25 protein-coding genes, 1 other RNA gene and 1 pseudogene are annotated in these 26482 nt (G+C 37.6%); 8 read left to right on the top strand and 19 right to left on the bottom strand.

The window, feature by feature from the left end; genetic code table 11:
* Positions 1–520: 520 nt before the first annotated feature.
* Together GQR53_RS13895 and GQR53_RS13890 are read right to left on the bottom strand one after the other, a co-directional pair.
* Positions 521–805 (bottom strand): hypothetical protein, encoded by a 285-nt coding sequence (locus tag GQR53_RS13895; RefSeq protein ID WP_165744220.1) that lies wholly within the window; start codon positions 803–805, stop codon positions 521–523.
* Positions 806–937: 132 nt separating this feature from the next.
* Positions 938–1330: a hypothetical protein gene (locus GQR53_RS13890; protein WP_165744219.1), complete on the bottom strand. Its 393-nt coding sequence runs from the start codon at positions 1328–1330 to the stop codon at positions 938–940.
* 652 nt (positions 1331–1982) lie between these two features.
* Between GQR53_RS13890 and GQR53_RS13885 the strand changes: the two genes are divergently transcribed.
* On the top strand, positions 1983–2168 hold the full coding sequence (locus GQR53_RS13885; RefSeq protein WP_165744218.1) for a hypothetical protein: 186 nt from the start codon (positions 1983–1985) through the stop codon (positions 2166–2168).
* 109 nt (positions 2169–2277) lie between these two features.
* The gene (locus GQR53_RS13880) at positions 2278–3429 is read left to right on the top strand and encodes a site-specific integrase (RefSeq protein WP_165744217.1); all 1152 of its coding nucleotides are present in this window, start codon (positions 2278–2280) and stop codon (positions 3427–3429) included.
* A 365-nt stretch (positions 3430–3794) separates the two neighbouring features.
* Here GQR53_RS13880 and GQR53_RS13875 read toward each other — a convergent pair whose 3' ends face one another.
* From GQR53_RS13875 to GQR53_RS13855, 5 genes are all read right to left on the bottom strand, one after another.
* Positions 3795–4079, bottom strand: a complete 285-nt coding sequence (locus GQR53_RS13875; RefSeq protein ID WP_010554008.1) for a hypothetical protein — start codon at positions 4077–4079, stop codon at positions 3795–3797.
* 91 nt (positions 4080–4170) lie between these two features.
* On the bottom strand, positions 4171–4812 hold the full coding sequence (locus GQR53_RS13870) for a hypothetical protein (protein ID WP_165744216.1): 642 nt from the start codon (positions 4810–4812) through the stop codon (positions 4171–4173).
* Between the two features lie 32 nt (positions 4813–4844).
* A complete protein-coding gene (locus GQR53_RS13865; protein WP_165744215.1) occupies positions 4845–5192 on the bottom strand; it encodes a hypothetical protein in 348 nt (115 codons plus the stop codon).
* A 131-nt stretch (positions 5193–5323) separates the two neighbouring features.
* On the bottom strand, positions 5324–6046 hold the full coding sequence (locus tag GQR53_RS13860; RefSeq protein WP_165744214.1) for an SIMPL domain-containing protein: 723 nt from the start codon (positions 6044–6046) through the stop codon (positions 5324–5326).
* A gap of 393 nt (positions 6047–6439) precedes the next feature.
* Positions 6440–7048, bottom strand: a complete 609-nt coding sequence (locus tag GQR53_RS13855; RefSeq protein ID WP_165744213.1) for a hypothetical protein — start codon at positions 7046–7048, stop codon at positions 6440–6442.
* 142 nt (positions 7049–7190) lie between these two features.
* On the opposite strand from GQR53_RS13855, the gene GQR53_RS13850 reads away from it, so the two are divergent.
* Positions 7191–7364, top strand: coding sequence for a hypothetical protein (locus GQR53_RS13850; RefSeq protein WP_165744212.1), 174 nt, complete (start codon positions 7191–7193; stop codon positions 7362–7364).
* 515 nt (positions 7365–7879) lie between these two features.
* Here GQR53_RS13850 and ssrA read toward each other — a convergent pair.
* Positions 7880–8236, bottom strand: a transfer-messenger RNA (tmRNA) gene (gene ssrA / locus GQR53_RS13845).
* A gap of 260 nt (positions 8237–8496) precedes the next feature.
* On the opposite strand from ssrA, the pseudogene GQR53_RS13840 reads away from it, so the two are divergent.
* Positions 8497–10121 (top strand): annotated as a pseudogene (locus tag GQR53_RS13840) (FapA family protein).
* On the opposite strand, the gene rnt reads toward GQR53_RS13840, so the two are convergent.
* Positions 10105–10809 carry a ribonuclease T gene (rnt, locus tag GQR53_RS13835; RefSeq protein ID WP_165744211.1) on the bottom strand — a complete coding sequence of 235 codons (705 nt, stop codon included), beginning with the start codon at positions 10807–10809 and terminating at the stop codon, positions 10105–10107. The pseudogene GQR53_RS13840 and the gene rnt sit on opposite strands and share 17 nt — an antisense overlap.
* 202 nt (positions 10810–11011) lie before the next feature.
* Here rnt and GQR53_RS13830 point away from each other — a divergent pair, with 202 nt between their 5' ends.
* Positions 11012–11890 (top strand): OmpA family protein, encoded by an 879-nt coding sequence (locus tag GQR53_RS13830; RefSeq protein ID WP_024595663.1) that lies wholly within the window; start codon positions 11012–11014, stop codon positions 11888–11890.
* 132 nt (positions 11891–12022) lie between these two features.
* Here the strand turns inward: GQR53_RS13830 and GQR53_RS13825 are convergent, their stop codons facing one another.
* Positions 12023–12916 carry a DMT family transporter gene (locus GQR53_RS13825; RefSeq protein WP_165744210.1) on the bottom strand — a complete coding sequence of 298 codons (894 nt, stop codon included), beginning with the start codon at positions 12914–12916 and terminating at the stop codon, positions 12023–12025.
* Between the two features lie 216 nt (positions 12917–13132).
* On the opposite strand from GQR53_RS13825, the gene GQR53_RS13820 reads away from it, so the two are divergent.
* Positions 13133–14335, top strand: a complete 1203-nt coding sequence (locus tag GQR53_RS13820) for an aromatic amino acid transport family protein (protein ID WP_007581988.1) — start codon at positions 13133–13135, stop codon at positions 14333–14335.
* Between the two features lie 74 nt (positions 14336–14409).
* On the opposite strand, the gene GQR53_RS13815 is transcribed toward GQR53_RS13820, so the two are convergent.
* From GQR53_RS13815 to GQR53_RS13800, 4 genes are all read right to left on the bottom strand, one after another.
* Complete coding sequence (locus tag GQR53_RS13815) at positions 14410–15600, bottom strand: amino acid aminotransferase (protein ID WP_002962951.1); 1191 nt, start codon at positions 15598–15600, stop codon at positions 14410–14412.
* An 80-nt stretch (positions 15601–15680) separates the two neighbouring features.
* The gene (locus tag GQR53_RS13810; RefSeq protein WP_165744209.1) at positions 15681–16340 is read right to left on the bottom strand and encodes a GAF domain-containing protein; all 660 of its coding nucleotides are present in this window, start codon (positions 16338–16340) and stop codon (positions 15681–15683) included.
* Between the two features lie 56 nt (positions 16341–16396).
* Positions 16397–18046: a SpoIIE family protein phosphatase gene (locus tag GQR53_RS13805; RefSeq protein WP_165744208.1), complete on the bottom strand. Its 1650-nt coding sequence runs from the start codon at positions 18044–18046 to the stop codon at positions 16397–16399.
* A complete protein-coding gene (locus GQR53_RS13800) occupies positions 18046–18351 on the bottom strand; it encodes an STAS domain-containing protein (protein ID WP_165744207.1) in 306 nt (101 codons plus the stop codon). Before GQR53_RS13800 ends, GQR53_RS13805 begins: the two co-directional genes overlap by 1 nt.
* Before the next feature lie 135 nt (positions 18352–18486).
* Here GQR53_RS13800 and GQR53_RS13795 point away from each other — a divergent pair, with 135 nt between their 5' ends.
* Entirely contained in the window at positions 18487–18816 is a 330-nt protein-coding gene (locus GQR53_RS13795) for a translation initiation factor (protein ID WP_002962947.1), read from the top strand.
* Between the two features lie 12 nt (positions 18817–18828).
* Here the strand turns inward: GQR53_RS13795 and GQR53_RS13790 are convergent, their stop codons facing one another.
* A complete protein-coding gene (locus GQR53_RS13790; protein WP_165744206.1) occupies positions 18829–21843 on the bottom strand; it encodes an EAL domain-containing protein in 3015 nt (1004 codons plus the stop codon).
* Positions 21844–22204: 361 nt separating this feature from the next.
* On the opposite strand from GQR53_RS13790, the gene GQR53_RS13785 reads away from it, so the two are divergent.
* Positions 22205–23362, top strand: coding sequence for a chorismate mutase (locus GQR53_RS13785; RefSeq protein ID WP_024604450.1), 1158 nt, complete (start codon positions 22205–22207; stop codon positions 23360–23362).
* Between the two features lie 62 nt (positions 23363–23424).
* Here GQR53_RS13785 and tyrA read toward each other — a convergent pair whose 3' ends face one another.
* The 4 genes from tyrA to rimM all read right to left on the bottom strand — a co-directional run bounded on the left by tyrA (position 23425) and on the right by rimM (position 26481).
* A complete protein-coding gene (gene tyrA / locus GQR53_RS13780; protein ID WP_024604449.1) occupies positions 23425–24558 on the bottom strand; it encodes a bifunctional chorismate mutase/prephenate dehydrogenase in 1134 nt (377 codons plus the stop codon).
* A 226-nt stretch (positions 24559–24784) separates the two neighbouring features.
* On the bottom strand, positions 24785–25144 hold the full coding sequence (rplS, locus tag GQR53_RS13775) for a 50S ribosomal protein L19 (RefSeq protein ID WP_002962189.1): 360 nt from the start codon (positions 25142–25144) through the stop codon (positions 24785–24787).
* Positions 25145–25177: 33 nt separating this feature from the next.
* Positions 25178–25945: a tRNA (guanosine(37)-N1)-methyltransferase TrmD gene (gene trmD / locus GQR53_RS13770; protein WP_002962190.1), complete on the bottom strand. Its 768-nt coding sequence runs from the start codon at positions 25943–25945 to the stop codon at positions 25178–25180.
* Entirely contained in the window at positions 25945–26481 is a 537-nt protein-coding gene (rimM, locus tag GQR53_RS13765; RefSeq protein WP_024604448.1) for a ribosome maturation factor RimM, read from the bottom strand. Before rimM ends, trmD begins: the two co-directional genes overlap by 1 nt.
* Position 26482: the final 1 nt, after the last annotated feature.

Genomic DNA, 26482 nt, shown 5'->3' with positions numbered 1-26482 from the left:
GTCAGTTGTTTGTAATGTCTCATTGTAAAATCTCTTGCCGGAGAAAAAGCAGTTAGCTTATGAGCAACTGACCACTTAATCTACCCAAAACAAGTTATGCACTTACAATTTGAATCCAGGAATTAATTATTTTTTTATTTTTTATTTTTTATTTTTTTACCCCGCCACTATCATTTGTAATAAAACTACTGAGTGAACTGACTTACTGAAATACGCAAAAGGGAGATAGACATAAATCTACCTCCCTTGTGCATTTGACCTATCCACCTTGCCAAACATGATTACAATGACTGCGCTTTTGAGGCATCGTAACGAAACCCTGTATTTGCGCAGGACCCCCTCCCAGGTTTGATACTCAGTAACTGAGTAAAATGCCCTATTAAACGCTATTGCAGTTAGGGCAACGAATCAGCAAATAATGATTCAGGCATATTTTGGGAGATATGATTAGGCTGTTATTTTGATTTTGAAAATAACCATTATGACCTCAGTTTCAATCGTTAATTTTTTCAATTAGACCCTAGGGATAAACATCATCCTCGAAGTCACACGGCAGCTCCACACGCTCTACTGGGTCGCTAATCAGAGCATGCATAAGTTCGTAGGTGAGTTTTCGCATGGCAAACTCATTTAGTGTTTTATTCGCTGTAATTTCAGAGCCAATAACCTCCCAAAGCTCATCTAAATTCGCATTATCACTGCGTAATTCTAATAAGTTTATCTGATGGTCATTCGTGGTAATTACTCGGCTAAATGTGTGTAATAAATTTAAAAAATCCAATGTTGATACATATGCATGTTTCATGTTTTCACTATCCTTGTGTGGTTTGTTATCAAAATCGATAACTCATTATTAATTAATAAACAGGTATGGGTATTTAAATCGGTTTACGAAAAAATATTATAAAAAAAGCGAACAAATGTTCGCTTAGGGGGGCTATGCATTGTCGATAATATCGACCCAATCATTCTCTGCTGCTGCAAAAAATGTAGTTGGCGTTTGCATAAATATTTGCTGGAACTCCTCAGAGAACAGCTTACAAAACTGTATTATTTGCTCTATGTAGATAAGTAAAAAAAGCACCATATCAACTCCTTCTAAATATCGATTTTCAAAACTCGGATTTTTTTCTAACAAACTATTTGAAATACTAATTCCAAGTATTTTTCCAACGCTATCTCTATGTAAATATATGTAATTATTGAAATTTAACTCCAAACTTTGTTCGTCAACTACATCTGCTAACAATAAAATTGTAGAGCAGTCATCCCACGGAGATCTACTGGCTCGAACGTATTGGCGAATGAATTGAGATTTAGTATTTTTCATTATTTGTCCTCGTTAATTGTCCTGAAATTAACTAGGGCCAAGCGGTGGGTAAAAATAGAAAATCACGTTTATGTAGGCTAAATTTGCAAAAATAATAAAAATCATTAATGTTGGGAAGTGACTGAACAACCTCGAGAATGAACAATATGACTGATTTTATTTGGATAATACCAGCTATAGTACTGACACTAATTTTGATAAGACTTGTTCTCACACACAATAAAGAAAGTTAAATAGGATACATATAATCCCCTATTCAATTGTAAGAAAGCAATATTGCTTTCTTAATGGGTGGCTAAATTAACTATGCCACTGCATAGACACTCAACTCAATAATAAGCTTTTTTCCCATACCCTCCCGCATCTTCTCAGATTTATATTTTAAACTATACACACTCTAATCAAGGTCAAATTACACACAATAGATCTTAGAAACGCCGAAAACTTTAATAGCGTCGATAAAAAATTAAAATATTTTCAAAATATACAATACATTGATTTTAAAGTGATTGTTCTTTTATTTTTATTGCTTTTTTTACTTTCCCTCGTTTTTTACTGCTTCAACTACTTAAAAAAAATTTTCAAATGTCGATATGTAGATAGAAAGGTTGAGAATTTTTTAAAAAATCAAATACATTTCTAAGAGGTTTAAATGATAGATGTAGTACTAATCAGCAAATATTGCGAAGAGTCAGGTGAAAGTAAAAAAGCCGTAGAATCTCGAATCCAGAGAGGGGCTTGGGTAGAAGGCAAACATTTTTATAAAGTTGATGGCGTTAGAGAACGTTGGGTTGATCTAAATAATGTAACTGAATGGGTTAAAAATCAAGGGGGTTGATTTAGTTACTAAAGGATTTTGGGCTGAGCTTCGCAGCAAAGAATCCTTAAAATACAGTATTTTATGGATAAAATATATAAGATTAAAATATTAAAGTGATAACTCTAAAATGCTATTAAAAACTCAAAAAATTAAGCCCCCAGCGGGCGTAGTAATTCGTTACAACTCAAAAGGTGAAGCTACATCATTCCAACTCACCTTCACCTACAAAGGCGTTTTATGTAGAGAAAAAGTACCATTCATCCCTAATAAGCAAGGCCTAAAATCTGCAGGTTTTTTTTTGGGCCAAATCAAAAATGAAATAGCGCATGACACTTTTGATTATTCCACACATTTTCCAAAATCTAACAAAGTAAAGCTGTTTACAACTACCCCAAACGACGCAAAAGTTGTTGAGTACATGGACCTATATATTGAAAGGGGAATAGTCAGGGGATTAGAAAAATCAACAATTACTGGGTATAAGAAAGCTAAAAACGGATTAAAAGCATTATGGGATTGTAATGTCTCCGAATTGGAGAGCATTGATGTTGTAAATTTAATCGAAACATCAACTGTATCGAGAAAAACATTATCAAACCGGATTTCACTTTTACGTTGTTGCCTAGATCGAGCTGTGATCGATAAATTAATAAAATCAAACCCTGTTAAAAATATCCGCATAGGGGAATATTTACCTAAAATAAACAACATAGATTTAAGAGGTGCACATAAAAATGTAATTCCATTCACACCTCAAGAAAAGGCTAGGATAATAAACGGTTCATCTGGGACAATACGAGCAATTGTAAGCCTTGTATTCAACACAGGTATTCGCTCTAGTGAGTGGGTTGCATTAAAAAAAGCTGACGTATGTTTAAAAACAAAACAGGTGTCAATTTACGAAGCTATTGTTGACGGTATAGTTAAGGCAACCAAAACAAAAGCCGGCCGAAGAAAAATTCCTATTTCAGAAGATGTTTGTGATCTATTAGCGATAGAAATGAAAAAACATAACTCTGAATACCTATTTTTAAATTCTCGGCAAAGGGTTTGGAACCAAGATTCGTTTAGAAAAAATAGATGGATAAAATTACTAGACTCTTGTGGTGTACAGTACCGTTACCCCTACCAGATGAGACACACGTTTGCATCTCAGTTGATTTCTGAAGGTGCAAACCACTGGAAGGTATCGAAACTTATGGGGCACTCTTCACCCAATACACTCTATCAGCATTATGGTAATTTTATCGATGAGTATGAAAGAGAGCACAATGCATAGTTAAATACAGTTGAAGGGGGTGGTGTATGGGCTTGATACGTATTCTACTCAGCTAACCCTCCCCTACTCTTAATTAGTGCTATTTAGCCCAAGTCAAACTTCAGGAAAGTGCCATAAGCGGACAGTGCTAACGAGGCTGTAGAATAACTCCAACAGCCAAATTCAATTAAAAAACGAGTTCTTCAAATCAACTCTAAGCGCTTTAAAAGCATTAGGTAATGCATTTGGAACCCATAAAACAGGCTGTTTTTCTTAAAAAAAGTAATTCTACAGCCTCAACGCCTTGCTAAGCAGATAAGAATAGTTGGTTATAATCGTGAAGCGATAACCAACTGTTTTTATTCCGTCTAAGTAACTTGTTAGAGCTATTTCCGTGAAAACTCAATAGCTGCATCAACAAATTCACTCTGAAATGTCTCAGGGCTTTTCTTCAATATTGATGAGCAAGATTCTAAGTGAACTTGCTTATAACCAGCCTGAGCCTTGAGTAAGGCAAATAATCGAGGGTTTTCAGACTTTACAACAATCTCCCAGATCAATGAAGTGTCGCTATTTGAATTTAATAGCCAATGCTTTTCTATAATATTTTCGAAGCTTTTTAATTTGTCTGATTCTTCGATAGAAAATCTATCATCGTATTCAATCTTCATTTGTATAGAAACCTCAAATTTTAAATTTTGCCAATAGCTCTAACAACGGCCAAAGCAGCGGCGCGTTTACGCGTCCGACTGCCTTTTCTTGTTAAATGCATTTACGCTCCATAGGTATACTCATACCATGTTCAAGAGCGTCTTTTGAAAAATTGTTGTTCTCAATATTAAAGCCATGCGATTCAAAATATTTAATTTGATGATCTAAGGCGGCCGACAGCGTAATTTTCGCAATACTATTCTTCTTACCGTAGACAATGATATTCTTTAGTAATTTAGCAAACAGGCCAAGACTACGATATTCATGAAAATGATGCTTTTTCTCATTCTCTGGTACTGGTTCATATGGATTACTGAATTCAACATCCGAGATATGTAAGTTATTTGGATAAACTCTAGCAAGAAGAAATTGACCACAAATTTTATTTTCTAGTTCAGGATCTTGTACCTTGGCATGCACTAGCACTATGTCTTGAAGAACTTTTTTTTTCATAACCTTCTCAACTTCTCTGAAAAGAAATGGGTTCCCGTTATCAAAGTGCTCACTTAACTTGCGTGGGTTAACTTTAGCTCCTGACTCAACATAATGCATCCAAGCGTTACCACCGATTTCACATAAGCAACTCGGTTCAAGTTTGGCAATAGTATCTATGTCTTTCATGAAGTAGTATTCGACGCTGACTTCAGCTTCAAACTTTTCTTGTAACTCTTCGACTGGATATATCTCTTCCATGCTTACTCAATCTCCTAGCATTTAACGTCTTGTTAAATTTCTTTTGGTCCTTTGCTCATATTTGCTTCAAGTAGTTTTAGAATGAAATCTGAGTCAACAATATTTTCATCAACAGCCTCTACAAATTGTGCATCCTCATCTTCTTTATTAGCTAAAGATATACCAACTTCGCCAGGTCTAGAGTCTGCTAAAACGAGTAAAATAATTCTCCCTGAATGAACACATGTTAAACGAACGGCATCAGCTTCCGCACCTTCAACATTTCGAAGCTTTTCAGATAGTAATTCAACTGACATCGCAGCTCTCTCATAACTTTTTAGGAAATAGTCTTGTGCAGCTAAGGATGAATTTTGGATTGTAGCTAAAGAGTTTGATGGCATTTAATGCTCCTTTATTGACTGAAATTTAACTTTTAAATAAGGGGCGATAGCACGCAGGGCATAATAGCGAAGCGGCCCTGCGTGTTAGCGTCCCAGCGAACGTAGTGAGTGACTTAATTTTTTTGTTATATTCACTTTACTTCAAGATCAAATACAACATCAACGGAGGCGGAAAATACGATATTTTCTTGAAGGTATCGACCTGGTTCAAACTCTTCTGCTTCAATTCGTGACCCAGTGACTTCTATCCTCTCTATATTGTCATTAAAACCATATCTATTACGTTGATTTTGGTTGGCAGAATTTATGCTATAGACTTTGCCTAATCTGGCATCAAATGCTGAGGCCATAGTTCGCCCTTTTCTTTTTGCATTCTCTACTGCATTTTCAAAAACTTCTTCTTTTAAAGCTTCCTTACGAGAAGATTGAAACTCAATATTTTGAATTTCATTCACCTTTACCTCTAGTGCAAAGTTTAATAATTCGTTGAGATGTTTAATTTGATTGAGAGTTACTTTTATAGTGCGGCTCGCAATGTATCCGTCTAATACTTTCTTATCTTCCTCGGTATAATAATAGTTTGGACTTGTAACAATACTTGACGCACTAACATTCTTTTCATCAATCCCAAATCTATTTAACCCATTTAGAAAGTCATTAATTCTCTTATCAACATCTTTCTTAGCCGCTAAGCTTGAATCATTTTTTGATTCCGTTTCAAAAGTGAGTACCGCCAGATCTGGCGCGGCAGTTATTTGAGCTTCACCTTCTACAACAATATGCCTGTCATTTGGTACGCTTGCAAAAAGACTAAAAGGGTAAATAAGAATTAGGATTATAGGTAAAAACTTCATGTGACCTCCTTGTGAATATAACAATTTAAAAGTGCGCTCATCGCGTATATTTCTGACAACGCTACGCTCATTTTTCTACATAATATATGTTTTAACAAATAACCTAGGGTATTACTATCACTAAGTTTTCTAAAACTTTAAAGAAAAGTTGTATGGAACAATATGCGCGCGCCACTCATTTTCATGACTATATGCGCGAAGAGCAGCTTAACCAATCAATTCACGACGATATTTAGCCAATCTCAGGTCCGTTTATCGCTCTTTGCCGAAGTTCAGCTCAGTGCCATAAGCGGACAGTGGTAACGCCGTTTTAAACGGCAAATTTCAGTTGGCTAAAATAAGTGAGGCACGAACAAAAAGCCAACTGAAATTTGTCCGATTTAAAAACCCTTGTTAGGCATAATTACCTAATAAACCATCAAAGAGTTGATTAGCCCAACCTTTATATGAATTTATAAATATTTTAAACTCTTCATCTTCCCACTCGATTAAATCAGCAACTACTTTTTCTGTAGAAATTACATGATTAATTTTAAATTTTTGTTTAATTTCAACTTCACCGGAAGTTGATGTTCTGCCCCAAACCAAAGCAGTACCAGCTATATTTTGGTTTTTATTATTGCATTTTACATCATATTTTTTCGGTGTATGCGATAGTTCCAAAAACAATTCAAAAGCACGTTTTGAGCAATGATGTCTAAGTTGTTTGGATTCATTTAAGGTTAAATATTTATATTTTTGATATTCAATTTCACACTTCATTTCAGTTACAAACAATCGATTTTCAGTATCTTTTAGTAGAAAATCTAAAGTGAAATACTTTCCATTAGAATCATAAATGGTTGGTCGACCGATATTAGTGAAAGGAGATTTTTTGTTTTCACACCAAATTCGAATTATTTCCTCATTGAAAATACCGAATATTCGCGAAAGAAACTTATCTTTTCTTGATTTACCTTTATACGGTTTCACCTCTGAGATGAATAATGCTTCGAAATCCATTTTTTATGCCTAACAATTAAATAGTGCGCTCGTCGCGCATATTTCTACCGACTCCACGCTAATTTATCCACATTATATGTTTTAACAAATAACCTAAGGCATTACTATCACTAAGTTTTATAAAATTTTTAGGTAGAGTTAAATGAACCAATATGCGCGCAGCGGTCTTTTTCATGAATATATGCGCAAAGAGCAGTTTAACCAATCAATTAACGACGATATTAAGCAAATCTCAATGACCGGTTATCGCTCCAAGCAGAAGTTCGCTTTAGTGGCATCAAGAGCTACTAAGCTGCAGCTTAAAATCTCACTCTAAGCATAGTAAAGGTTTTCAAACAGCTCTCTTCTTAATAATTGTGAGCAAAGATGGATTTCCAGTACAAATCTTAATAATGTTTGATTATAAGAGGCTTTATAAGCGATAAATTTTGAGCTTTAAAATTAACTACTTTATTAATTAGGGTTTTAAACTCTTAGCCTAATTACTTTAAGTATTTTCAAAAACTCGCCCTAATCAAAATTAATGATGAGGTGGCAATCAATAAACCTTCATTTATTAGCTCGTACGAAATTCTATCTAAAATGGTGCTACCTAGACCTAATAAAAGGCTGTTATATAAAATTATTTAATGGTTTATCACACAAAAACCGTGTGTATATTTTGTGTATTTTTGTGAAATAGCAGTGAAAACATAAGATGTACAATTAAGCCAAATAGCCCGTATTTACTGGTGTGTAGAGTTTGTGTATTTTGTAGAGTGTTATAGAGGGTTGTAGATGTGAAAAAACCGCTGAAAGCTACGTATTTACTAGCTTTCAGCGGTTTTAAAGTGGTGGAGCTGGGGGGATTTGAACCCCCGTCCGAAAAGCCTCGACCGTCGGTACTACATGTTTAGTATTGTCATTTAATTAACCTTTAAGTCCCGGACAAACACGGTAAATAAAGGCGAGGCCGCTTAGTTTTAACGCTTCAACCCCGGCCAGGGTTTCCGTCGCGATCAGGTGTTAGGGTGACACTCCAAAATCCAGTCCACAAGAATACATGGAAGGAGCGCTAGCCAGCCTAAGCTGCTAGAGAGTAGTTATCGTCGTTTGCGATTACTTTAGGTTGCGGCTGTTTAACGAGGCAAACCGCACCTCGACATGCACCTTGGGCTTCTTGAATTCCGTCGAATCCTAATCAGCCCCTGAATTAGTAACTCAATTCAGAGCGTGCAAACAGTATAACTGAGTAAAGTACTGATACTCAAGGCCTAGTAACGCTTTATTTTAATTGCGTGCACTAACCGAGCATTAAGTAACCAAAATTTAGTTTATGCAAGCCCATCTAAACATTTGCTTAACAATGTGTTTAACCTGTGTTCAAATAAGGAGTTAAGGTTTTTGTCATTTCTAAACCTTTAGTTGTAAAAAAAAATAATAACAGGCATAGAGTAGGGAATTAATAAATGTCGGTTTTTTCATTAGATCAAAATACAGGGTTTGTCTCTTTAGTTAGTCACCCTATTGATAGTGGCTTTCCTGTTACAAGTACTCAGTTAACGCAAATGCTCGAACAATCTGAGTTTAGTGAGTACGAAGCTGTCATTGCCAATATTGGAAAGCTTTTTGCGCCAACTAAAAACTATCAGGAAGTATCACTTGTCGTTGCTAAAGCGGTAGATGCGTCGCTTGTCATTAATATTGATGAAAAAAACATGGTCGCAGAAGCAACATTAACTACCGCTAAAGGTGGTGCGCTTTTGTCTATGGAAGGTGCACAAAAAGCGCTTGCTAATGCAGGTGTTAAAAAAGGAATAAGCCCACGCGCGCTGATACCTTTTTAGGCCAGCAATTTGAAAAACCAGCAGGAAGCTCTTATAGCGCCATAATTGCACATGGGCGTAATCCTAAAAAAGGCAGCGATGCTAAATTTGTGCGTTTATGCTCAACAGCCCAAGACCGTGTGCTTAGCCCACAAGCTAAAGAAGGCGGTAAGGTTGATATGAAAAATCTTGGCGCTATTATCACCGTAAAACCTGGTACTCCCTTAATGCAGCGTATTGCCGCTACCCCTGGAGAAGATGGTTATACGGTATTTGGCGATTCAATTAGTGCAAAACCAGGTACAGATCACCAACTCCAGCCTTTCGAAGGTACAAAAGTAGATCCTAATAATCCTAATATGCTTATTGCCGACTGCAAAGGTGTGCCCGTTGCCCTACCCCGAGGTATGCGTGTAGATGACGTTTTATGCTTTGATAATGTAGATGTAAGTACAGGCCACGTTGATTTTGATGGTAGCGTAATTATTACTGGCGATATTAAAGACGGCATGCGTGTAAAAGCCAATGGTGATATTACGGTACTGGGTTTTGTAGAATCAGGAGCTGTTGAAAGTAAAAGTGCGGTAACCATTATGCTTGGCGCAATTGGTAGAAAACGTGAAGGCGAGGAAGCATTTACATGCTCTATAACCGCTCAACGAACTATTTCTATTGGTTATGCTCAGTACTGCAATATTAAATCAGAACAAGATTTATTTATTGAACGCCAAGCTCTACATTGTGATTTAAGCGCTAGGCGATTAATACGTGTAGGCAAAGCAAATGATCCGCGAGGTAAAATTATTGGCGGTAATATTTTAGATGCTATGCGCATTGAAACGGGTGAGCTAGGCGCGCCAGCCGGTACTAAAACACGCGTATTTTTAGCACAACTCTGGTTTGAGCTTCGCCAAAAGCAAACACAAATAACCGATTTTGAAAAAGTACTTGCGACTAAAGTAACCGCTTTACAACAGGCTCGTGAAAAAGCGAGTAAAATTGCGGGGGCTGCTCAGCGTCAGCAATTCATGAATAAGATAACTGAAAATGAAAAGCATATAAAAATACGCTCTGCGCATATTCATCGTCAAAAACTACTTATTAAGCAAAAAATAGTGCAATTACTTGCCAGTAGTCGTTTAAAAGTAAATGAATTAATGCACCCTGGTGTGGAGCTTAAAATAGCGAAAGATTCTAAACAATTTTCGCGTATTTACCCGCCCCACCTAGTTAAGTTAACTGAGGGTAAAATTACTCAGACGTTTTAGTTTCTTCGTTATTTTGTGTCTCAGTTTCAACTTCGGCATTAGCGTCGCAATCGTCGGTTGGCGCTAATGGCCAACCACCTAATTGCTGCCAGCGATTTACTATTAAACAATAAAGCTCAGCTGTACGTTCTGTGTCGTAAAGCGCTGAGTGTGCTTGGCTGTTATCAAACTCTATACCAGCCGCTCTACATGCTTTTGCTAATACAGTCTGCCCTAACGCTAAACCCGCTAAAGATGTTGTATCAAAGCTTACAAATGGATGAAATGGCGTACGCTTAATGTTATTACGCTCTATTGCTGCATTTAAAAAGCCATGATCGAATGCGGCATTATGCGCCACAATAACTGAGCGTTGGCACCCAGCGGCCTTTTGCGCTTTGCGTACTACTTTACATATTTCTTTAATTACTTCGTCTTCAGGTACTGCGCCACGTAATGGTGAAAACGGGTCTATACCGTTAAAGTCGATGGCTGCTTGTTCAATATTAGCGCCTTCGAATGGCTGAACATGAAAATGAACAGTATGATCTATGCTGAGCAGTCCTTCGTCATCCATTTTTAAAACAGAAGCTGCTATTTCTAACAAGGCATCTGTCTCTTTGTTAAAACCTGCAGTTTCAACATCAATAACAACAGGAAAAAATCCACGAAAGCGTTTTGCGAAAGGTGTTTGCTCAGTATTTGCCATAGTCTTCTTTGTTTATACGTGTAAGCTGACTATTATGTCAAAATTGATGCCCCCTAGGCTAGGGGATTTAAGTATTTATTGCTTTAAAATTGTAGGCACATAACTTGCTTTAACTTATAAGTTAGTTACGTAGAGAACAAACTAATCATTGCAGTCGTTAATTTGCCAAATTATTGGCATTCCCGGATAGCTGGAGAGCACCATGAAGTATAAGTTGTTATTTATTAGCCTTAGTATAAGTGCAGTGCTTTGCAGTACTCACTCGCAAGCTGCTATGCGCCAATACACAGCAACCCAAGACAACTCCAACTGGGAAGTCGTTAAAACAACGCGCTTACAATGCCAATTAAATCATGAAGTTCCTTATTATGGGGAAGCTATTTTTAAAGCTTCAGCAAGTAAAAATAAAAACTTAACGTTTAATTTAGATATGGTTGTACGCCCAGATAATTACGCAATTGCTGGTTTAAAAGCCGTGCCACCGTCTTGGCGAGCAGGCTTACCGGCCCGTGATATTGCAAATATGAAATTACTTAAAAAGTTTGATGGTGAGCTGGGTAATAAAACCGCATGGGAGATGCTTAGCGAGCTTGAAAAAGGCTACTACCCTACTTTTTATTATCAAGACTGGCAAAACAGTGCCGATAAAATTGCCGTTGGTATATCGAGTGTAAACTTTAAACAAGCTTACTGGGCTTTTTTACAATGCCGTGATGAGCTACTCCCTTACAGCTTTGAAGATATTTCGTTTACTGTAATGAACTATCAATCTAACAGCAGTAAATTAACTAAATCGTCGCAACAACGCCTTGATAAAATTGCTGAGTATTTAAAAAATGATGCAAGCATAGAGTCCATTAGTATTGACTCATACACCGATAGTTATGGCGGCCGCTGGAATAACTTAGATTTATCGCGCAAGCGCGCCAAAACTATAAAAGATTATATGGTGAGCTTGGGTGTCGATGAAGCAAAAGTACAAACCACCGGTTTAGGCGAAAAACGCTTTGTTGATAATAACGATAACATTTTAGGCCGAGACAAAAACCGTCGTTTAATTATTCAAATAGAGAAAATGTAGTAAAACTAATTTGCGCTTACTCTCTTTCGCTTTAAAAACTTATCAACAAATTGAAAAAATGCAGTAAAACTAATTTGCGCTTACTCTCTTTCGCTTTAAAAATTTATCACCAAATTGAAAAATGTAGTAAAACTAATTTGAGCTTACTCTCTTTCGCTTTAAAAATTTATCACCAAATTGGAAAAAGCCTAGGCTAATTAAAATAATAACCGCACCAATTATTAGCTCCTGGCTTAATGGCTCATTGTTTAGCCAAGCTCCTAAGCCTAACGCAAAGCTAGGAGTTATGAGCGTAGTAAGTGATACCGTACTCGCATTTAGGTTTTGCAGTACATGAAAATACGCCAAAGCCCCAACTAAAGATCCAAACACACCTAGATAACCAATTGCCCACAATGATTTTGCACTCCAGTTCTGTATATGCAACTGACCATCTAATAACCACCAAGCAATAAAAAAGAGTGGGGTTACAAAAACTAAGGCACCAAATGTTGTCGCCATAGGATGAATCGCAATCTGTACACGCTTAATCATCACACCACTTAAGCTAAAAAAGCAGACAGCCATAAACACATAAAGTAACCCGAGCCCTTGAGTTTGCGAGTTTTGTACTTGGTTATAACTAACAAAATATAAGCCGATTAAGGCGCACGCTAACGCCACTAATTTAATCGGGCTAAATTTAGGTTCATTTAATAACTTCTGAGCAAGCAACCCCGACAAGATAGGTGCAAGGCCAAACATAAGCGAAATAATACCCGAAGGGACTGTTTTAGCTGCCATATAGCTCAGTAACATACCGCCAAAAATACCTATACTCGAATAAAAATAAAGTAAGCACGCATTTTTGCTCCAAGGTACTCTAATGTTTGTTATGGCAACAATTAAACCACCTAAAAACAACCCCACCAGCATACGCATTAATACAGCAAGCGTTGGCGATACTGTTTCACTGCTCCACACAATCCCCAGAGGTGTAGTAGACCAAATGAGAACCATAAAAAAATACGATACTTTTACCGGCACATGCCAATCCTTAGCGTTTTATAACGCAATCCAACGTACATAAAATTATACCCTCACCACCCTATTTTAATACTTTTAAATGCATACAAGTCCTTAATAAATACAGTTGTAAATTGTAGGTTACATTTTAATACCGTTCTTTTATTACAAAACTATTTGAGATTTGAGTAACTAGTTATATCGTGCATGTATATTAATAATAATTAAGGTAATTAAGTGCTTAAAAATAAAACAACTGGAAGCATGTTAATTGTTGCAGGCACAACTATTGGTGCAGGTATGTTGGCATTGCCAATTGCATCTGCCGGGCTTGGGTTTAGTACCGCGCTTGCATTGATAATTGCTAGCTGGTTACTAATGACCTACACCGCACTACTCATGCTAGAGCTACATCAATATGCACCACGCGATGCAACGTTAAATACGTTGGCTAAATTATGGCTTGGAAAGCGCGGACAATACATTGCGAATTTTTCGATGGTTTTTTTATTTTACGCTTTATGCGCTGCTTATATTGCAGGTGGTGGTGCACAACTTCAAGCGCGTATAAATATAGGCTTTGATGTAAATATAGCCCCACAGTTTGGCTCTGTGATCCTCGCTGTTATTATTGCAAGTGTGGTAACGCTGGGCACTAGCAAGGTAGATAAACTAAACAGAGTGTTATTTACTATAAAAATTATTGTATTAGCTAGTTTGTTTTACATGCTAACCCCTTATGTACAAGGTAAGCACTTATTAGAAATGCCTGTAGAGCAAGGGTTAATCCTTTCGGCTATACCGGTTATATTTACTTCGTTTGGCTTTCATGGCTCTATTCCTTCTATTGTTAAATATGTTGGTGTAGAAATAAAAGTACTGCGCAAAGTAATGATTGCTGGAGCCGCCCTGCCTTTAGTCATTTATATTTTTTGGCAACTACTTAGCCAAGGTATTATGAGCCAAGCTGACTTACTCAACAGCCAAGGCCTTAGTGGCTTTGTATCAAGCGTGGCAAGTATTGCGCATAACCCAAGTGTAGCAACGGCCGTTAAGTTATTTGCTGATTTAGCACTTGCGACATCATTTTTAGGGGTGAGTTTAGGGTTATTTGATTTTTTTGCTGATACATTTAAAAAAGGTGACAATAAAACGGACCGAATTAAAACGGCCTTAATTACGTTTATTCCGCCGCTTGGCTTTGCATTATTTTATCCTCAAGGCTTTATTATGGCTTTAGGTTACGCTGCAATAGCACTTGTCGTACTTGCAATATTTTTGCCTGTAGCAATGGTTTATAAACAGCGTACAACATCAAGTAAAACAGGCTATAAAGTTAAAAGTGGGAATGTTGGGCTTGGCATAGCAGCTATATGTGGCATAACGATTATTGCTGCGCAGTTTATGCAAATGGCGGGGCTAATCCCTGCTATCGGTTAAATCTTTTTGTTTTAATTTAGATAATAAAAAAACCGCACATCATTAGATGTGCGGTTTTTTTATATTAACTGCGTTTATTTACAAACGTCAGCTACAGCATTTGAAAAGTATTCAATATTTGACTGGCTAACACCTGCAACATTTACACGGCTAGAACCAACAATGTAAATACCATATTCTTTTTGTAGGCGAGCAATTTGCTCTTTATTAATACCTAAGAAAGAAAACATACCGTTTTGGCGTTCAATAAATGAGAAGTCTTGCGCAATATCTTTAGTTGCTAAGCTTTCCTTAATTAAGCTACGTAAGCCATTTATGCGGCTACGCATTTCATCAAGCTCAGAGTGCCATAATTGTGTAAGCTCTGTACTGCTTAAAATAGTATTAACAATATCAGCACCATGCGCTGGCGGCATTGAGTAAATACTACGTACAACGCTTAGCATTACAGAGTTTGAAATATCTGCTGTTGCGCTATCTTTTGCAATTAGTGAACATGCACCAATACGCTCGCGGTATAAGCCAAAGTTTTTAGAACATGAAGAACAAATAATTAGCTCTTCTACTGCATCAGCTAAAATACGTAAGCCACGTGCATCTTCTTCAAGTGAAGCACCAAAGCCTTGGTATGCAATATCAACAAGTGGTGTAAAGCCAACTTCTTTTGCAAGTTCGGCAACTGTGTTCCACTGTGTTTCGTTTAAGTCCATACCGCTTGGGTTATGACAACATGCATGCACTAAAACCACATCACCTTTAGGCACTTGTTTAAGTGTATTGATCATTTCATCAAACAGTAAGTCTTTATTTTCGTAATCGTAATACGGGTATTCTTTTACTGTTAAGCCTGCAGCTTCAAACAAGCTAATATGGTTTGCCCATGTTGGGTTAGTTACCCATACTGTTGCATCTGCATTGCAACGCTTAATAAATTCAGCTGCAACGCGAAGTGCGCCCGTACCACCTGGCGCTTGCGCAGTACGTACGCGATTTGCTAGCAATGCTTGATGTTCGCCTAGTAGTAACTGCTCCATCTTTTGGCAGTAATCTAAGTTACCCGCTAAACCAATGTAAGATTTGCTCATTTCGTTTTCAAGACGAAACGCTTCAGCTTTTTTAACCGCTTTAAGAACCGGTGTATTGCCTTGCTCATCTTTGTAGACACCTACACCTAAATCAATTTTATTAGGGTTTGTATCTTGTTTATAGGCCGCCATAAGGCCAAGAATAGGATCTGTTGGTAATGGTTTTAATACTGAGAACATTGGCTATCTCTTATCGTTATTTAGGGGTTAGCTGTTAAGCTAAGCTTAACATAAAAGCACATCATGTTGACTAGCGTTATTTACACTAGAAAGTGAGGAATTTTAATACAACATGCAATTAAAACGGCAAGCGTCTTTTCATCAAAAAAATCATTTTTAAAGGCTTCAGCATCTACAATACCAACACATTCATTTTGTGTATTAAATAAAGGTAAGCAGGTTTCTGATTTAACTTTAGGATCGCATGTGTAGTATTCACCACCTTGTGATAAATACGCTTCAACGTTATTAATAATACGGCCCTTGTGAGATAGCGCAACCTGCACGTTATTACTACCTGCCGCAAATGCTTGCGTTAAAGGGAACAACGGACGACTAGGCGCACCATGATAAGCTAATTTTAATAGTTGCTTACCTTCACTAGTATTAGTTGATTGATAAATACCATACCAATCAACACTTGTTTGTTGCTCAATGTAGCTCACAATACTTCGTAAATTAGCTAGCTTGAACTGTGTTTGCTCATCATTTTTAAGATAATCAGTTAATTTGAATGGCTCATCTTGTAGGTAACCAAATAAACTACACGCACCGCCCTCGCCAAGCTCAGGTATTTGATACTCCCAACATACATCAGGCAAAGTTGTGTTTGCTAAATGTAGCTCAAGCTTTTCAAGCTCTGTTGAAATCAAAGCTGGATTAGCACTTAGTTGTGCTTGTTTTAGGTAAGAAGAAATCATTTGGCCATCCATACATCTAAAGTTTCGAGAATAATAGCATGGATATTTTTGCAGAGCTAGCTCAACTTGTAGCACATTTCAACTTGGTTACCGCTGGCGTTATAAGTTACTTTTTCGGCTATTTCTTCTAATAAAGACACCCCTCTACCAAATTCATTATTAACCTTTGCCAGCTCATCGTGCTTACTACTAAACCCTCGGCCTGAATCACAAATAATGAAATATAAACTGAGCGTATCAGGGCAATAGCGCATATCAATAATAATCATAGCATCTGTAAGTTTAGCAAGAGCTGCCTCTCTTAATTCGTAATATCGAAAAAAACCGTCTTCTTGTTTTTTAATCTCTGAGTCTAGCCCTAGTACACCATGATCAAGCGCATTGTTATACGCCTCAGACAACAGTAAAAATATATTAGAGCGGTGAGCATTTAACCCCTCAACACTGCTTAAAATATTAACAACGTCGTAAACGGGGTCTGTTTTTTTTATTTGTTCTGAGTTTAAACTCAAAGATAAATTAAACGCTAAAGTAGAGAATGCTTCTCGCTCTTGCTCCTCAGGAACTAAAGGCAGACAGTTTAGTAAAACAATACTTAAATCATCTTGCTGTTTAGTGCCATCAGCAAACTTAGTAACGTCAGCCACTATATCTTCGCTACTAATCATCGATTTACTTTTTAAGGTTTGTAAAAAACGCTCTTCCCCAAAAAATGTATCTTCTTTGTTTGCTGTTTCTATAATACCGTCGGTTGCTAGTACTAGGCGTGTATTACTATTTGTTTCAAAGTGAATAACTTCATATTCAAACTCTTGGTCGTCTAAAATCCCCAGCGCCATATGTTGCGACTCTAATGTTTGTTTTACATTACCGTCTTTATCTATTAGATACGCATCTGGCAGGCCGCCCATCCATGCAGAAATACTTTTACCGGATGCACTAAGCTCTATAATGGTTGCAGCACAAAACATGTGTCCAGGCAGGAGGTTGTAAAGCAGTGTATTTAGTTCACAGGCAATGTCATTAATCGCCATGCCTTTTTGTACCATAGTATAAAAAACACGAGAGATAGGTAATGCCCCAATAGCTGCCGCTAAACCGTGCCCGGTAAAGTCTCCCAACATGCAATACAGATTGCCTATTGGACTTTGTGCCACTAAAAACATATCGCCGTTAAACATAGACGCCGGCGATAAATTAAAATCGAGGTACTCTTTAAACTTGCCTTGATTCTCTAATGAGTTATTAAAAATATGCTCAATTATTTCGTGTTCACGTTCAATTTGATTGTGATGATATTCAAGCAGCTTTTTTTGTTGATTTGATTTTTTACTCAACTCTCTGGTGCGGCTATGTGCTTTAATTTTTGCGTACAAAATAACTTTTTCAAATGGTTTATGAATAAAGTCATCGCCACCTACCGCAAGGCAGCGCTCAAAACTTGCTTGATCGTCTAAGGAAGTTATAAAAATAATCGGTAAGTAAACTTCACTATACTGCTGTTTTATCTTTTCAGCGGTTTTAAAACCATCCATTACGGGCATTAAAACATCAAGTAGAACAATGTCTATTTGCTCTCTTTTAAGTACATTAAGTGCATCTAGCCCATTGTAAGCCAATGAGATTTTATAACCTTCCTGCTCAAGCATTTTACTTAGTAAAATGCGATTGAGCGCCTGATCATCAACAATCAACACATGTATCATTAGCTAATATCAAACTTTTTATCAAAACGTGAAATTTGTAGGATTTTTCTAAGCTGAGGTTGGCAATTACTTATTTCGATGGTTTGCACTTGGCTATCAATGGTTTTTTTCATATTAAGTAACATGCCAAGTGCTGAACTATCCATATAATCAGTCTCTCTTAAATCGATAATTACCTTTACTGTTTCTTCGCTCATTTGAGCATAGGCTTGGCGAAAAGATTGCACTAAATTAAAATCAAACTTACCTTTAATTTGTATTGTTAATGTAGTGCCATCGACAGATTCATTCTTAGTTAAACTCATAGTAAACTCCAATAATATTTCCTTTGAACTAAATATAACCTGTTAAAAGTATTTAGCAAAAAGAAAAACACACAACTTCAAATTTGCTATCATTTACACCAGTATTTAATTCATTTTTATCCACAAAGGTAAGGTATGAGTGATAGTCACTTAGTATATTCAACTAGTACGGGTCGCATTGACCAGCCTAAACCAGAAAAAGAGTTACACGCTAAACTTTTTAAAGATGGTTTTATTCGCATTGAGCGTCAAACAAAAGGACGTAAAGGCAAAGGAGTTATGCTAGTTGTTGGCATTGATCCAAAAGATCACGATTTAAAAAAGTTAGCTAAAACTATAAAAAGCAAAATGGGCCAAGGCGGCGCAGTAAAAGAAGGCATTATTGAAGTACAAGGTGATGACCGAGATAAACTAAAAGGCATTTTAGAAGCTTTAAAATTTAAAGTTAAAATTGCGGGTGGTTAACCCGCAATTTTATTAACTAATTACTTCGCTATTTGCGAGTTCATTTAACCTTTCATACAAATTCGGTAGTTCGTGTTCCGCAATTGGCTTACTAAAATAATAACCTTGCACAATGAAGCAATTATTATTTTGTAAAAACTGCATCTGCTCTATTGTCTCAACCCCTTCTGCAACCACGTCTAGCTTTAACTTTTGCGCCATGGCAATAATAGCTGCAGTGATTTCCATATCATTCGTATCCTCTGGGATATCTTTTACAAATGAACGGTCAATTTTCAATATATCAACCGGGAATCGTTTTAAGTAACTGAGCGACGAATAACCTGTACCAAAGTCATCAATAGAAATAGATATACCTAATGCTTTAAGCTCGTGCAATTGTGTAATGGCTGCCTCTACATTACCCATTAGCATGCTTTCGGTAAGCTCTAAGTGAAGGCGCTTTGCTGAAACACCCGACTTAATTATCATTTTGCTCAGCGTTGTAACTAAGCTTGAGTCTTTAAACTGGCGGGCCGATAAGTTTATCGATATATTATTTTCTAGACCTTGTTCTGCTAATCTTACGGCAAAATCACAGGACTCTTGAAGCACCCATTCGCCTAATTCAACTATAAGGCCTGTCGCCTCAGCAATAGGAATAAATTTATCTGGAGGGATTACGCCTTCAGCTGGGTGGAACCATCTTAATAACGCTTCATAGCCAACAACTTGATGAGTACGGCTATCAACTTGAGGTTGATAGTAAACTACAAATTGCTTTTCTTTGAGCCCTATACGTAGCTCATTTTCGATAAATAAACGTTCATTTGCGGCTGCGTTTAATTCTTGGCTATAAAAGTGGAATGTATTACGCCCTTTTGCTTTTGCCTCATACATTGCCAAATCAGCATGTTTGAGTAACTGATCTTCCTCTAAGCTATCGTAAGGAGCCATAGTTATACCAATACTTGCACTGACAATAACTTCATTACTACCTAATTTTATAGGCACATTGAGTGTTTTTTGGATTGTATTGGCAACATCAGCCGCATGAGCTTGGCTTTCTATTCCACTTAGCAATACTGCAAATTCATCACCACCTAAGCGCGCTATGGTGTCCTCAGCTCGTAAACGTTTTTTAAGTCTGTTTGCCACTTCAATTAATAATTGATCGCCAGCATCGTGGCCTAATGTGTCGTTAATACGCTTAAATTCGTCTAAATCAAAATAAAACAAAGAAAATGCATAATGCCCGCGCTCTGCTAATGCCATTGATTTACGCAATTGCATTCTAAAAAACGTTCTGTTGGCAAGGCCCGTAAGGGTGTCAAAGTAAGCTAGTTGTTCCATTTTACGCTGGCTTTCTTTTACAAACGAAATATCTTGTGCTGATGCTACATAACTGGTTATTTCACCGCCCTCTTCACGAATTGGCGAAACACTTAAAGACACCCAAATTGGCTCTTTATTTAAACCCGCTATTAATGTGTCCCCGCGCCAGTAATTACGACTGCGTAAATCTATGTCTATATCTTCAACTAAAATAGACATTTCTGAGGCAATAATACTAAGTAATGGCGCTCTATTAAAATGACTTTCTGGATAGCCAGTCATTTCGAGCATTTTGGGGTTTACGTACTCAATGACAAAATTTTCATCGGTGATCACAACCCCAGTGCCCGAGAACGCTACCGCTTTAGATAAACGATTAGCTGCTTTTTCAGCAATTTCTTTTTCTGTAATTCTTTGGTTTAAACCATCAATAAGCTTGCGGATTTCTACCGTCATGTCTCTAAATGAGCCATTAAGGGTACCAATCTCATCTTTGTTTTCTGGCGGAAACTCAGTTGTTAACTGACCTTTACCAAAGCTTGTTACTGCATAAACTAAAGTATGTAAACGGCGAAGTACTAGTTGATAAAGCGCCTGATGTAGCAATAAGGCAACTAATATTGCGTATAAAATAAAGAGTCCAAAAAACTTCAGTTTTAAATCTTGTAACGCAGATAACGTTGATGAACGTTTTTTATAAACCCCTATGTACCAATCTAAATCATCAATTTTACGAATATTAATAATGTGAGCTTCATCATTTTGTTCAAATGAATTGGCATACTCTGGTAACTTGACCGCAATTGCATCGTCAATAATTGACTGCAGTTCTGGGTTTACAAATTCGTTAGTAGCGAGTGCTTTATTGTCACTACCGTAGTCAGCTAATAATGCAGGGTTTAGATTGGGATGGGCTAACAATTGCCCTTTACTATCAAATACAAGTAAGTGTTTTTCTTTATCGCCAACAGGTAAAAATGAAATAAGTTTGTTAAGGGAAATATCGCTTCCCGTTACACCTAAAAACTCGTTATCAACATACACCGGCACTAGTAAGCTAATAACCCACTTTCGCCATACTGTATCGTAATAAACTTTTGACCATGCAGGCTCTCGCTCTGACCCCAGCATACTTTTAATAGATTTGTACGTTGACCCTTGAGTAACTCTAAACTCGGCTGGCGCATTTAATGCCCAGTTTGGAGGAGAAACACGAATGAAATCGTCATCGGTAATTAAATAAAAGTTAAAAAAGTCGTGTACCAGAGTCGGAGAAATTATACGCCATAACATTTCGGAATCATTAAATAGGCGTTTATAAAAAGGAGAGTAATTTTGCTGTGGTAAAAATGCTGCTGATAATCCATCAGCCGAGGCACTTCGAATCGTACCATCGCTATTAAACTGTAACTGTGATTTATTACTTAAATTAATTGGTAAATTAGATTGAAATAGCTGCTCTGTCACTACGTTATTGGCTTGCTGAGCTATATTTATTTTTGTTTTAATACGTTCATTAAACTGCTTCACTAATAAATCTGTAGAGCTTTTTAACACCTCATGCTCTTCAAAAACAAGTTGCTTCTCTTCAGATTTAAGCATTAAAGCAGCCGCACACACCCCTGCTATTAAACAAATAGCAGATATAAGTAGTGAAAGTTTTACACTTAAAGAATTAAATCCAAAACGCGATGGAGGGCGTCTGTAAACCACAGGTCAACCTTAATTATTAATAATTGTTATTATTTGAACCAGTTTACGAAATATATCAGATCTGACTTAATATTTATAAATTATTTGTTAAATATCACTAAAAACTAATTATGACCAAATAAATAGCGCTTTGCGCTTATTTAGCAACGTATCGTTATTGACATTGTTAGTAACTCTCCATACATTAACTGCATGAAACTATTTATCTCTCGCACTTTTTTTTCGTTTTTTAGCTTCTTTATATAAAAGAGGCTTCCCTGTTTGTGAGATAAAATCAATCGAATAGTAAAGCCTCCCAACTGGGAGGCTTTTTTGTTTTTGCTGTGTAGTAACAGCCTACTTTTGGAATGAGGATACCAAAATGACAAATGATGTATTAAATGCACTAAGACACGATATAAATGAAATAGACTCCGACTTACTGGTGTTATTAGCTAAACGCCGTCGCATTAGCCACGGCGTGGTTGAATACAAAATCGCGAACAATAAGCCAATTCGCGATGAAGCACGTGAACTCGCGCTTCTAGAAAAATTGATTGGTTATGGTAAATCACTGGGGTTAGATGCTTACTACGTAAATAATGTGTTTCAAACTATTTTGGAAGATTCAGTTTTACACCAACAAGCAATGCTGCAAAAAAACCTTAATCCAGATGCACTGAGTGAAACACATCGTGTTACTTACTTAGGTGGTCAGGGTTCTTATAGCCAGCTTGCATGTCATAAATACTTTAGTCGCCGCCCTGGTAAATTAATTGAAATTGGCTGTACATCGTTTGACGACATAACAGGTAAAGTAGAAAACGGCCAAGCTGATTTTGGTTTATTACCGATTGAAAACACAAGCTCTGGTAGTATTAACGAGGTATTTGACTTATTACAGCACGCACAAGTCTCGATTGTTGGAGAAGTCACTCACAGTGTAGAGCATTGCTTACTCGCAAACCCTGATACTGAACTTAGCCAACTGACAAAAGTATTTGCACATCCACAACCATTTGCGCAGTGCAGCCGCTTTTTACAAGGCTTAGGTGATTTACAACACGAAACATGTGACTCTACATCAAGTGCATTACAATCAGCTCTGAACACACCAAATAGTGCTGCAATTGGCTCTGCTCAAGCAGGAAAAAATGTCGGCCTCGAAGTCATCAAATCAAATCTTGCTAATCAAAGCGAAAACCATAGCCGCTTTATTGTTGTTGCGCGTAAACCTCTGCAAGTGTCTAACCAAATTCCAACTAAAACTAGTTTAATCATGTCGACAAAACAGCAAGCGGGCTCACTAGCCGATGCGTTAATGATTTTTAAACAACATAAGATTAATTTAGTAAAACTTGAGTCGCGCCCAACTCCAGGCAATCCGTGGGAAGAAGTGTTTTATGTAGATCTTGAAGCAAACTTAGCTGATAGCCAAGTAAAAGAAGCGCTAGAAGAGCTTAAAGAACACACTCAATATGTGCGTATTCTAGGCTGCTACCAAAGCGAATCATTGCAGGCAGTAAGCGTTAATACTTAATCCACACTTTCATAAACTAAAAAGGGCCGATATCGGCCCTTTTTAGTAAAAAGTGATAAGTATTAGTCTAGCACTTTTGAATCATTTGCTTTATTTAATAAGCTTCGGCTTTGTGTTAAAAAGTGCTCTGTTGAGTCAGAAAAGTAAACTTTCGCCTGCGCAAAAGAATCAATAAGCGCTGCTTTATCTCCTGCTTTTAATTTTTCCAATGTACTTGCAAAAGTGTCTTGGTACTGTGCGAGTAGGCTCTCTACATCATCGAATTGCGCTAACATAATATCTGAGTACAACTCCGGCGACTGCGCAAATAAACGCCCTACCATCATTAGCTCTAGTTGATATATAGGTGACGAGCAACTACGTAACTCTTCTAGTGTATGACTTTGTTTTGCTAAAAACTGTCCGTACACAAATGTTGTTAAATGGCGCATTACCTGAATAATTTGCATTGCTTCGTCGTGCTTTTTAGCATCAAGCTCAACAAGCTGACAACCCCATACTTGTAACTGCTGTAACAAGCCTTTTGCCGCTTGGTGATCTCGCCCTTCACATACAACGACTGTTTGTTTTACCCAGTGTGATATGTCAGGGCCAAACATAGGATGCAAACCAACCACAGGGCCACTATGCGCGGCTTTTAGTGCTTTAATAGGCGATTGCTTTACCGATGTAATATCAACTAGTAAACAGTCATCATCTAGTTTAGGTAACTTAGCAACTACTGCGTCCAATGCATTAATTGGTACGCTAATCATTACTAGCTTGGCACCTTTTAAAATATTTTGCGCATCGTTTTGCTGATCTTTATCTAAAACTTTAACTTCGTAACCTGAGCGAATAAACTGCTGAGCAAATAGCTGCCCCATAGCACCTTGGCCACCTACAATAACAATTGGCGAAAGTTCTGGCGCTGCACATGCAAGTTTTGCTTGTTGGTTTTGATAGGCTTCTCGCATCATGCGTCTTAGTATATCTTCAACGAGATCGGGGCTTACATTTTGATTTATTGCTTCTTGTCTTCTTGCCGCTAATAGCTCTGCTTCACGATTAGGTGCATGTAAAGGCGCGCCTGTTTGTTGTTTTATCTCACCAATTTTTTGCGTAATACCATTACGTTTAGCGAGTAAGGCAACAAGTTGTGCGTCGCATTCATCTATACCTTCTCTCAGCTGTGCTAAATCACTTATGTCAGCCACGTTCATACCACCTTAAAAAACAAATAACGTAAATATAAATTTACATAAAAGTAAACTAATCAATACGATAAATACTAACAGGATCAGCTAACTGATAAAAGGCTAAAGCTTAAATTTTACTAATGAGGATTGAGAATTGAGAATTGAGAAAATAATATTCTAAAACCAAAACGGGTTGCAACCCGAAGGATGCAACCCGTTTTTTTGCGTTGATAAACAGCGCGTATTAGTTAAGTTTTTCTCTAATACGTGCAGATTTACCAGAACGCTCACGTAGGTAGTAAAGCTTAGCACGGCGAACTGCACCGCGACGCTTAACTGCTACGCTATCAATAAGAGGGCTGTGCGTTTGGAATACACGCTCAACACCTTCACCGTTCGAAATTTTACGAACTGTGAATGCTGAGTGAAGACCACGATTACGCTTAGCGATTACAACACCTTCAAAGGCCTGTAGACGCTCTTTAGCACCTTCTTTTACTTTTACCTGTACAACCACTGTATCACCAGGGCCAAATGCAGGTACGTCTGTTTTAAGCTGCTCATCTTCAAGCGCTTTAATAATATTTTGGTTTACTTTTGCCATTATGTTTCTCACTTTCCTAGGTGTAACTGTCTTCTAGCCACAAGCTTTTTGGTACTCTTGCTGAAATTCTGCGAGTAATACCGCTTGCTCCTCAGTCAGAGCTAGGTTATGCAACAAGTCAGGACGTCGTAACCAAGTTCTACCTAATGACTGCTTAAGCCGCCACTTTGCTATCTCTTGGTGGTTTCCGCTGAGTAATACAGCAGGAACCTGTTTGTCGTCCAATGTTTCTGGTCGTGTATAGTGTGGACAATCTAACAAGCCATCCGAAAACGAATCTTGTTCTGCTGACTGGTTATGACCTAACACACCTGGCACTAATCGCGCTACTGCGTCAATTAATGTCATGGCAGGTAGTTCACCACCACTCAAAATAAAATCACCAATTGACCATTCTTCGTCAACATATGATTCTATTATTCTCTCATCTATACCTTCATAGCGACCGGCAATCAAAATCAGTTTATTAGAGTTAGCGAGTTCGCTAGCGCCCTGCTGATCAAGTTTGCGCCCTTGCGGAGACATATAAATTACTTTAGCGCCATCACCAGCTGCTTTTTTAGCTTCGGCAATCGCTTTTTTTAATGGCTCAACCATCATTAACATACCTGGTCCGCCCCCGTAAGGACGGTCATCTACGGTTCTATGCTTATCTAAAGCGTAGTCTCGCGGATTCCAACAGTTAAAATCAATTAAACCATTTTTTACTGCGCGACCGGTAACACCTTGGTCTGTAATAGCGTCAAACATGTCTGGAAAAAGGCTTATCACCCCTACCCATAATGAACTAGTTTGCGTCATTAAAACCCTGGATCCCAATCTACGGTAATTTCTTTTGCGTCGTATTTAACTTCTTTAATAACTGAATCAGTTAAAAAAGGAATCAAACGTTCAGCTTGACCAAATGCGTCTTTACTGTTTGCTTTCACAACTAGTACGTCATTTGACCCTGTCTCCATAAGGTCATCAACAATGCCTAAGCTATAACCTTTATCGGTTACAACAGACATGCCAATGAGATCTCGCCAATAGAACTCACCTTGCGGAAGTTCTGGTAAATGCGCTGCATCCATTGAGATTTCAGCATGGGTATAAGCCATTGCTTCGTCTCGGTCGTTTATCTGCGCAAATTTAGCGATAAAGCCTTTGTTGTGGCGACGCCAGTCGACCACTTCTAAGGACTGCCATTTACCTTGCTGCCCTATCAACCACGGGCTGAAATCGAAGATCCCTACGGGATCATCAGTAAATGAATGTACCTTAAGCCAGCCCTTTATACCATATGGGGCACCGAGCTTTCCTACGACAATTATTGATGAGGTGTTCTCTTGACTCATG

The organism is Pseudoalteromonas sp. Z9A6 (assembly GCF_011378805.1).
Taxonomy (GTDB): Bacteria; Pseudomonadota; Gammaproteobacteria; order Enterobacterales; family Alteromonadaceae; genus Pseudoalteromonas; species Pseudoalteromonas distincta.
Note: the sequence above shows the minus strand (reverse complement) of the source record. Positions and strands in the feature narration are given on the sequence as shown.